Below are 6,955 nucleotides of genomic sequence, written 5' to 3'. Positions count from 1 at the left end.
CGCCGATGCCCTCAAGCTCGAGCAGCGGATCCTGGCGGCCTGAGGGTACGGCGCTGTTGAGCGTCTGGCCTGGACACAACTCAGGCGCTCTGGCGCAGCGCCTGCAGCGCTCGCTGGAACTCGTAGTGGCGGATCGCTTCGTCCACGAGAGTGAACTGTTGCCCCAGCGCAGTACGAGCCAGAGCTCGGTGGTCCTCGAACAGCTGGACGCTGCTCGCATCGTCTACTTCAAGCAAGGCAATCAGTCTGGCCTGCAGCGCGCTCCAGCGGTCGATCTCGAATTCCGGCTCAGCCTCGGACTGGCGCGCCAGGGCCAGCCCGTCCGAAATCGATCGCACCAAGCGCCCCAGCAGATCGGCGACCGCTGTCAGTAGTGCTTGCAGCCGTTCACTCGCTTCATGCTGCTGTAGCGCTTGCTCGAGCTGAGCAGCGGTTTCACGCAGCGTCAGTGCACCGATCTGGGCCGACAAGCCCTTGAGCGTATGCGCAGCTCGCTTCGCTTCTTCCCAGTGCGAGGCCTCGATCTCCGCTTCGATGCGAGTGCAGGCGTCGGCCTGGTCAGCAATGAACTGCTGCAGCAGGCTGCGGTAGAGCGACTGGCGTCCACCCACCTGACTCAGGCCCAGTGTCAGGTCGAGTCCCTCGATTGCACCAAGCGGGTCCGCCGACGCTGCAACCGGTTCGTCATTGCTGGCTTGGTGCACCGGGGCTGTTCGTCTCGGGTCTGGCTTGATCCACTGGAGCAACTTGGCCTGCAGCAGCCTGGGGTCGATCGGCTTGGCGATATGGTCGTTCATGCCTGCCTCGAGGCAAATCTCGCGGTCGCCGGCCATCGCATTGGCGGTCATCGCCACGATGGGCAGATCGGCCATTCCAGCCAGCTGGCGAATGGCGCGCGTCGCCATCAGGCCATCCATCACCGGCATCTGCATGTCCATCAGCACCAAGTCGTAGTGCCGCTGCTCGACCATGGACAGGGCCACGGCTCCGTCTGTCGCCAGCTCGACTTCGAGTCCCGCCTCGTGCAGAAAAGCCATGCCGACCTCCTGGTTGATCGGGTTGTCTTCCACCAGCAGTACCCGCGCGCGCTTCAAGCTCCGCATATCAGGTTCGGATTCGCCATGCTGGCCGGCCTGGCGTGGCTGCCCGGCAGCATTCAGTACCCGTTGCAGCAAATCAAACAAGGCCTTGGGGCGGACCGGCTTGTCCAAGTGATCGGCAAGACCGGCCTGCTGCGCAATCTCTGGCCATGAATCGGGGCATTGTCCGCTGAGCAATACGCAGTCAGGCCTTTGATGCAAGTCGAGTTGGGCGATACGGCGCGCGGTTTCGATGCCGTCGAGTTCAGGCATCTGCCAGTCCAGCATCACCAAGCGGTAAGGCTGGCCCTGCTGGTCGGCGGCCTTCAACGCCGACAAGGCAGCCAGGCCATTACCCTGCTGACTGACAGCAAGGCCCAAGCGCTGCAGCAGCGACGCCGCAAGCTGGCTGGCAGCCTCGATGTCGTCCACCACCAGCACAGACATGCCCTGCCAGTCAGGCGGGGGCTGACGCGCCGGCTTGGCGGGTGCCACCCCCAGCCGGGACGTGAACCAGAAGGTTGAACCCTGGCCCAGGCGACTGCTTACCCCGACTGCGCCCCCCATCAACTCGGCCAGCCGCTTGGAGATCGCCAGCCCCAGTCCCGTCCCACCGTACTGGCGAGCGGTCGAGGAATCGGCTTGCTGGAAGCTCTGGAACAGCTTGCCGCATTGGGTCTCGTCCAGTCCGATGCCAGTATCACTCACGGCGACATGCAGCAGCAGCCCGGCTTCGCTCGACTCGGCGACGCTGATCCGGATCGCTATCTGGCCGCTCTCGGTGAACTTCAGTGCATTGTTGGTGTAGTTGATCAGCACTTGCTCGATCCGCAGCGGGTCGCCCCTCAAATAACGGGGTACCTCCTTGGCGACTTCGATCAGGAGTTCCAGGCCCTTGGCTGCTGCCCGCTCACCGAACAGGTCGGCGATATGGTCGAGCACGGCATCGAGCTCGAACTCGATGTGCTCGATGCCGAAGTTGCCTGACTCGATCTTGGAGAAATCGAGGATGTCGTTGATGATGCCCAGCAGGTGCTGGCTGGAAGTCTGGATCTTGTGCAGGTAATCTCGCTGTCGCTGTGACAGCTCGGTCTTGAGCGTCAGCAAGGTCATGCCGTTGATTGCATTGAGCGGCGTGCGGATCTCGTGGCTCATATTGGCCAAGAAGGTGGCCTTGGCCCGGGTGGACTGCTCTGCTGCTTCTTTGGCCACCCGCAACTCGGCGGTCCGGTGTTCGACCAAGGCTGCCAGCTCCTGCTTGGCTTGCAGAGCCACCTCGCGTTCGCGCACCAGCGACCTCAGGTAAAGCGTCAAGGCTGCCAATGCCAGGATCAGCAGGTCACCGGCCATTGCCAGCAGCGCGAACAGGACAGGACGCTGACCTTCAAGCTGGCGGATATCCGGCATCGGTTGCAGCAGATGGGTAGAAAAACTGTCCGAGCGGCGACTGCCATCGAGCAGCAGGTAGGGGGTGGGCCGGTCGTCGAGTCTGACCAGGTCCGGCAGGCCGAGTTCACCCCAGGGGGTGATGTCGAGCGGATCGAAGCGGGTCTGGCGGTACTCGAGCGCCAGGCCGGGTTGCGGCAGGCTGGGGCCCAGTCGGCCGGGCAGGAAGCGGAATTCCAGCGAATCGTCCTTTGCCAGCACGATGGCGCCGTTGGCATCGGCAACAAAGATGTTCTCGTTGCGGGTCCAGCGCGAGCGTTCGACAATGTCGGTCTTGGTGACGACAGCACCGAGAAACCGGCCATCGACGACGACCGGATGAGCCACATAGAAGCCTGGCACCCGGCTGATACGGCCCACGGCATATTGTTGCCCCAGCTTGAACGTCGTGCCCTGGATGTCACGAAAGTAATGGCGATCCGAATAGTTGCTGCCGACGAAGCTGCCAGCTTGCCCCGAGTTGCTCGAAGCGATGCAGTCACCTGCCGCGTTGAGCACCCATATGGCGTCAATTTGTAGCGACTCGGCATAGCTGGCCAAATAGTCGCCGAGCCGGCGCAGCGCCGGGTCTTGCTCCCAGCGCAGGCGCCGGTTAGCAGCCGTATCAGCCGCGGGGGCCACCTCAGGACCGAAAAACCCGAGCCCGCGTTCGACCTGGGCATCCCTGGCCAGGATGCGCGCAATGCCGCCCAAGGTGGTCAATGCATCGTGCAGGCTGCCATTTAGCACTTCGAGTTGCTGTTGCGCGACTTGCTTCTGGTGCCGGTAGGTCTGGTCCAGCATCTGGTTCGTGTAGCGCTTGGCGATGAGCCATGACAAACTGCTCCAGAGCGATATGGCCGCCAGGATCAAGACAAGCCACAACCACCGCTTACGCCGGCTCAAGCGGACCCATCGGTGCGGCTTCTTCCGTCCGGTGTCCTGCACAGGAGATGGCGTATCCATGCTGCATTGTGTGAGATTGGCGCTTTTTTTGGCAACTCCTTCACATTGCAGGTCTGGCGGCGTGCACCCTCGCGTTGAGGCATGAACCCCTCGGCTGGCTTTCCGGTTCTCAGCTGCGCCGGCTCCAGTGCTCCAGCAGCAGCCTGGCGCTGCTCACATTGGTCGCGCAGGGGATGTCGTGCACGTCGCAGGCCCGCACCAGCGCGTTGATGTCGGGCTCGTGCGGCTGCGGCGTCATCGGGTCGCGCAGGAAGATCACCGCATCGACCTGGCCGACGGCCAGCCGCGCGCCGATCTGCAGGTCGCCGCCGAGCGGACCGCTGAGCAGGCGCTCGACCTCCAGCCCGACCTCGGCTTGCAGCCGGCCACCGGTGGTGCCGGTCGCGCACAGGGTGCAGCCGGCCAGGAAGTCGCGGAACTCGCGCGCCAGGCCGACCATGTCGGCCTTCTTGCCATCGTGGGCGATCAGGGCTATCCGCATCGCGCTATCTGCATGCCGGTCCGCATCCGGCTCAGCCCGTGTTGCGCAGGCCGGCGGCGATGCCGTTGATCGCGATGTGGATGCCGCGCTTGACCGAGGCCTCCTGGCTGCCGGCGCGGTAGCGTCCGATCAGCTCGACCTGCAGGTGGTGCAGCGGGTCGATGTAGGGGAAGCGGTGCTCGATCGAGCGCGCCAGCGAACGGTTGCCCGCCAGCCGCTCGGCCTCGCCGGTGATCTGGCTCAGCGCCTCGTGGGTGCGCTGCCATTCCTGCTCGATGCGCGCGAACACCTGCTTGCGCAGCCTGGCATTTGGCACCAGCTCGGCGTAGCGCGAGGCCAAGGAGAGATCGCTCTTGGCCAGCACCATGTCGATGTTGGACAGCAGGGTGCTGAAGAAGGGCCACTGACGCTGCATCTGGCGCAGCAGGGCCATGGCCTTGTCCTCGCCCATGGCGTCTTTGAGCTGTGCCACCGCACTGCCAAAGCCGTACCAGCCCGGCAGGGTCAGGCGGCACTGGCCCCAGCTGAAGCCCCAGGGAATCGCACGCAGGTCCTCGATGCGCTGGCTGGCCTTGCGCGAGGCCGGACGCGAGCCGATGTTGAGCTCGGCGATCTCGCGGATCGGCGTGCCGGTGAAGAAGTAGTCGGTGAAGCCAGGGGTCTCGTAGACCAGCGCGCGGTAGGCGGCCATGCTGGCCTGCGACAGCTGGGCCGCCGCGTCGAGGAACCTGGCCGGCACCGGCTTGGACGCTGGCAGCAGGGTCGCCTCCAGCGTGGCCGCGACCAGGGTCTCGAGGTTGCGCCGGCCGATCTCGGGGTTGGCGTATTTCGAGCCGATCACCTCGCCCTGCTCGGTCAGGCGGATCTGGCCGCGCACGGTGCCAGCCGGCTGCGCCAGGATGGCCTGGTAGCTCGGGCCGCCGCCGCGACCCACCGTGCCGCCGCGGCCGTGGAACATGCGCAGCGGGATGCTGCCGTATTCGGCGCCGAGCTGGTCGAACAACGCGACCAGCGCGAGTTCGGCCCGGTACAGCTCCCAGTTGCTGGTGAAGATGCCTCCGTCCTTGTTGCTGTCCGAGTAGCCGAGCATGATGTCTTGCTCGCTGTACTGGTCGGGGCCGCCGCGCTGCACCATGGCGGCCACGCCAGGCAGCCGGTAGAAGGCGTCCATGATGCCGGCGGCATTGCGCAGGTCCTCGATGGTCTCGAACAGCGGCACCACGATCAGCTCGGCCAGCGCGCCGTCGGCCAGGGTGCCATGCAGCAGGCCGACCTCCTTTTGCAGCAGCAGCACCTCGAGCAGGTCGCTCACGGTCTCGGTGTGGCTGATGATGGCGTGGCGGATCGCGGTGTTGCCGTAGCGCTGGCGCATCTCGCGCGCGGTCTCGAAGATCGCGAGCTCGCTGCGGGTATGGGCCTGGTAGTCGGCGTCGAGCACGCGCAGCGGACGCGTCTCGTCGAGCAGGCGCAGCAGCAGCGCCTGCTTGGCGGCCTCGTCGAGCGCCGAGTAGTCGGGCTCGATGCGGGCCACGGCCAGCAGGTCGGCCAGCGCCGCCTCGTGCTGGTCCGAGCTCTGGCGCAGGTCCACCGTCGCCAGGTGGAAGCCGAACACCTGCACGGTGCGGATCAGCGGGCGCAGCCGCTGCTCGGTCAGCGCCGCGCAGCGCTGCTCGACCAGCGCCGCCTCGATCGTGCGCAGGTCGGCCAGGAATTCCTCGGCGCCGGCATAGGGGTTCTGCGGCGCGACGGCGTGGCGTGCGGCCTCGCCGCCGGACAGCTGCTGCAGCGTGGCGGCCAGCCGGGCGTAGATGCCGGTCAGCGCACGCCGGTAGGGCTCGTCGCGGCGGTGCTCGTTGTCGTCGGGCGAGCGCTGGGCCAGCTCCTGCATCGCCGCGTTGACGGCAATGCGCATGTCCGACAGCGAGAGCTCGGCGCCCAGGCGGTGGACTTCGGTCAGGTAGTGGCGCAGCGCCATGTCGGACTGGCTCGAGAGCGCCAGCCGCAGCGTCGCGGCCGTCACGTTGGGGTTGCCATCGCGGTCGCCACCGATCCACTGGCCCATGCGCAGGAAGGGCTTGAGCGACTGGCCGCCGAGCGCCTGCTCGACCTCGCGGTACAGGCGCGGGATCTCGGGCAGGAAGGTGCTCTGGTAGTAGGCCAGCGAGTTCTCGATCTCGTCGGCCACCGTCAGCTTGCTGTAGCGCAGCAGCCGGGTGTGCCAGAGCTGGGTGATGCGCGCGCGCATCTGCGCCTCGTTGGCGGCCAGGTCACGCGCCAGCAGCTGGTCGCCCGCTGCTCCCTTGCCAGCCTTGCCACTGGCGCCGGCCACGCAGGCAGCCCCTTGCTGGATCGCCTCGCGTTCGGCCAGCAGCCGGGCGATATCGCGCTCGGCGTCCAGGATGCTCTTGCGCTGGACCTCGGTCGGGTGTGCGGTCAGCACGGGCGAGACATGGCCCTGCGCGAGCGAGGCGGCAATCTGCTCGCTGCCGACGCCGGCGCGTTCCAGCCTGGCCCAGGTATGCGCCAGGCTGCCTTCCTGCACATTGCCGGCGCGCTCGTGCACGCTGCGGCGACGCACATGGTGGCGGTCCTCGGCCAGGTTGGCCAGGTGGCTAAAGTAGGTGAAGGCCCGGATCACGCTGACCGCCTGGGCGTCGCTCAGACCCTTGAGCAGCTGCTTGAGCGCCTTGTCGGCCGCATGGTCGGCCTCGCGGCGGAAGGCCACCGAGAGCTGGCGGATCTGCTCGACCAGCGCGTAGCTGGCATCGCCTTCCTGCTCGCGGATCACCTCGCCGAGCAGCCGGCCCAGCAGGCGGATATCCTCGATCAGTGGCTGGTCCTTGCTCAGGTCCTCGCGCTTGGACTTTTTCATACGACTTGCGCCTCCAGGTGGTCGGCCGGGGCCGGATCTTGCTGCGGTTGCGGTTGCTGCTGTTCGGCTTCCATCTGCTTGGCCATGGTCTTGCCGAGCTCGACCCCCCACTGGTCAAAGGCATGGATGCCC

The 6,955-nt window shown here is 66.3% G+C and carries 4 protein-coding genes; all 4 read right to left on the bottom strand.

Annotation, left to right across the window (positions count from 1 at the left end; translation table 11 throughout):
• Positions 1-80 precede the first annotated feature (80 nt).
• Positions 81-3,377 (bottom strand): hybrid sensor histidine kinase/response regulator, encoded by a 3,297-nt coding sequence (locus tag C6P64_RS17375; RefSeq protein WP_170073142.1) that lies wholly within the window; start codon positions 3,375-3,377, stop codon positions 81-83.
• Between the two features lie 202 nt (positions 3,378-3,579).
• Positions 3,580-3,951 (bottom strand): methylglyoxal synthase, encoded by a 372-nt coding sequence (locus tag C6P64_RS17370; protein ID WP_105749790.1) that lies wholly within the window; start codon positions 3,949-3,951, stop codon positions 3,580-3,582.
• Positions 3,952-3,982: 31 nt separating this feature from the next.
• Entirely contained in the window at positions 3,983-6,823 is a 2,841-nt protein-coding gene (gene ppc, locus C6P64_RS17365; RefSeq protein WP_105749789.1) for a phosphoenolpyruvate carboxylase, read from the bottom strand.
• Positions 6,820-6,951 (bottom strand): hypothetical protein, encoded by a 132-nt coding sequence (locus C6P64_RS18070; RefSeq protein WP_245911782.1) that lies wholly within the window; start codon positions 6,949-6,951, stop codon positions 6,820-6,822. Before C6P64_RS18070 ends, ppc begins: the two co-directional genes overlap by 4 nt.
• Between the last annotated feature and the right edge of the window lie 4 nt (positions 6,952-6,955).

Source organism: Malikia granosa, assembly GCF_002980595.1.
Classification (GTDB): Bacteria; Pseudomonadota; Gammaproteobacteria; order Burkholderiales; family Burkholderiaceae_C; genus Malikia; species Malikia granosa.
The sequence above is the reverse complement of the archived record's forward strand: the minus strand, read 5'-3'. Positions and strand labels throughout refer to the sequence as shown.

Excerpts from the sequence above, each read along its gene's own strand:
- C6P64_RS17370 (WP_105749790.1), bottom strand. The coding sequence starts at position 3,951 with ATGCGGATAGCCCTGATCGCCCACGATGGCAAGAAGGCCGACATGGTC.
- ppc (WP_105749789.1), bottom strand. The coding sequence starts at position 6,823 with ATGAAAAAGTCCAAGCGCGAGGACCTGAGCAAGGACCAGCCACTGATC.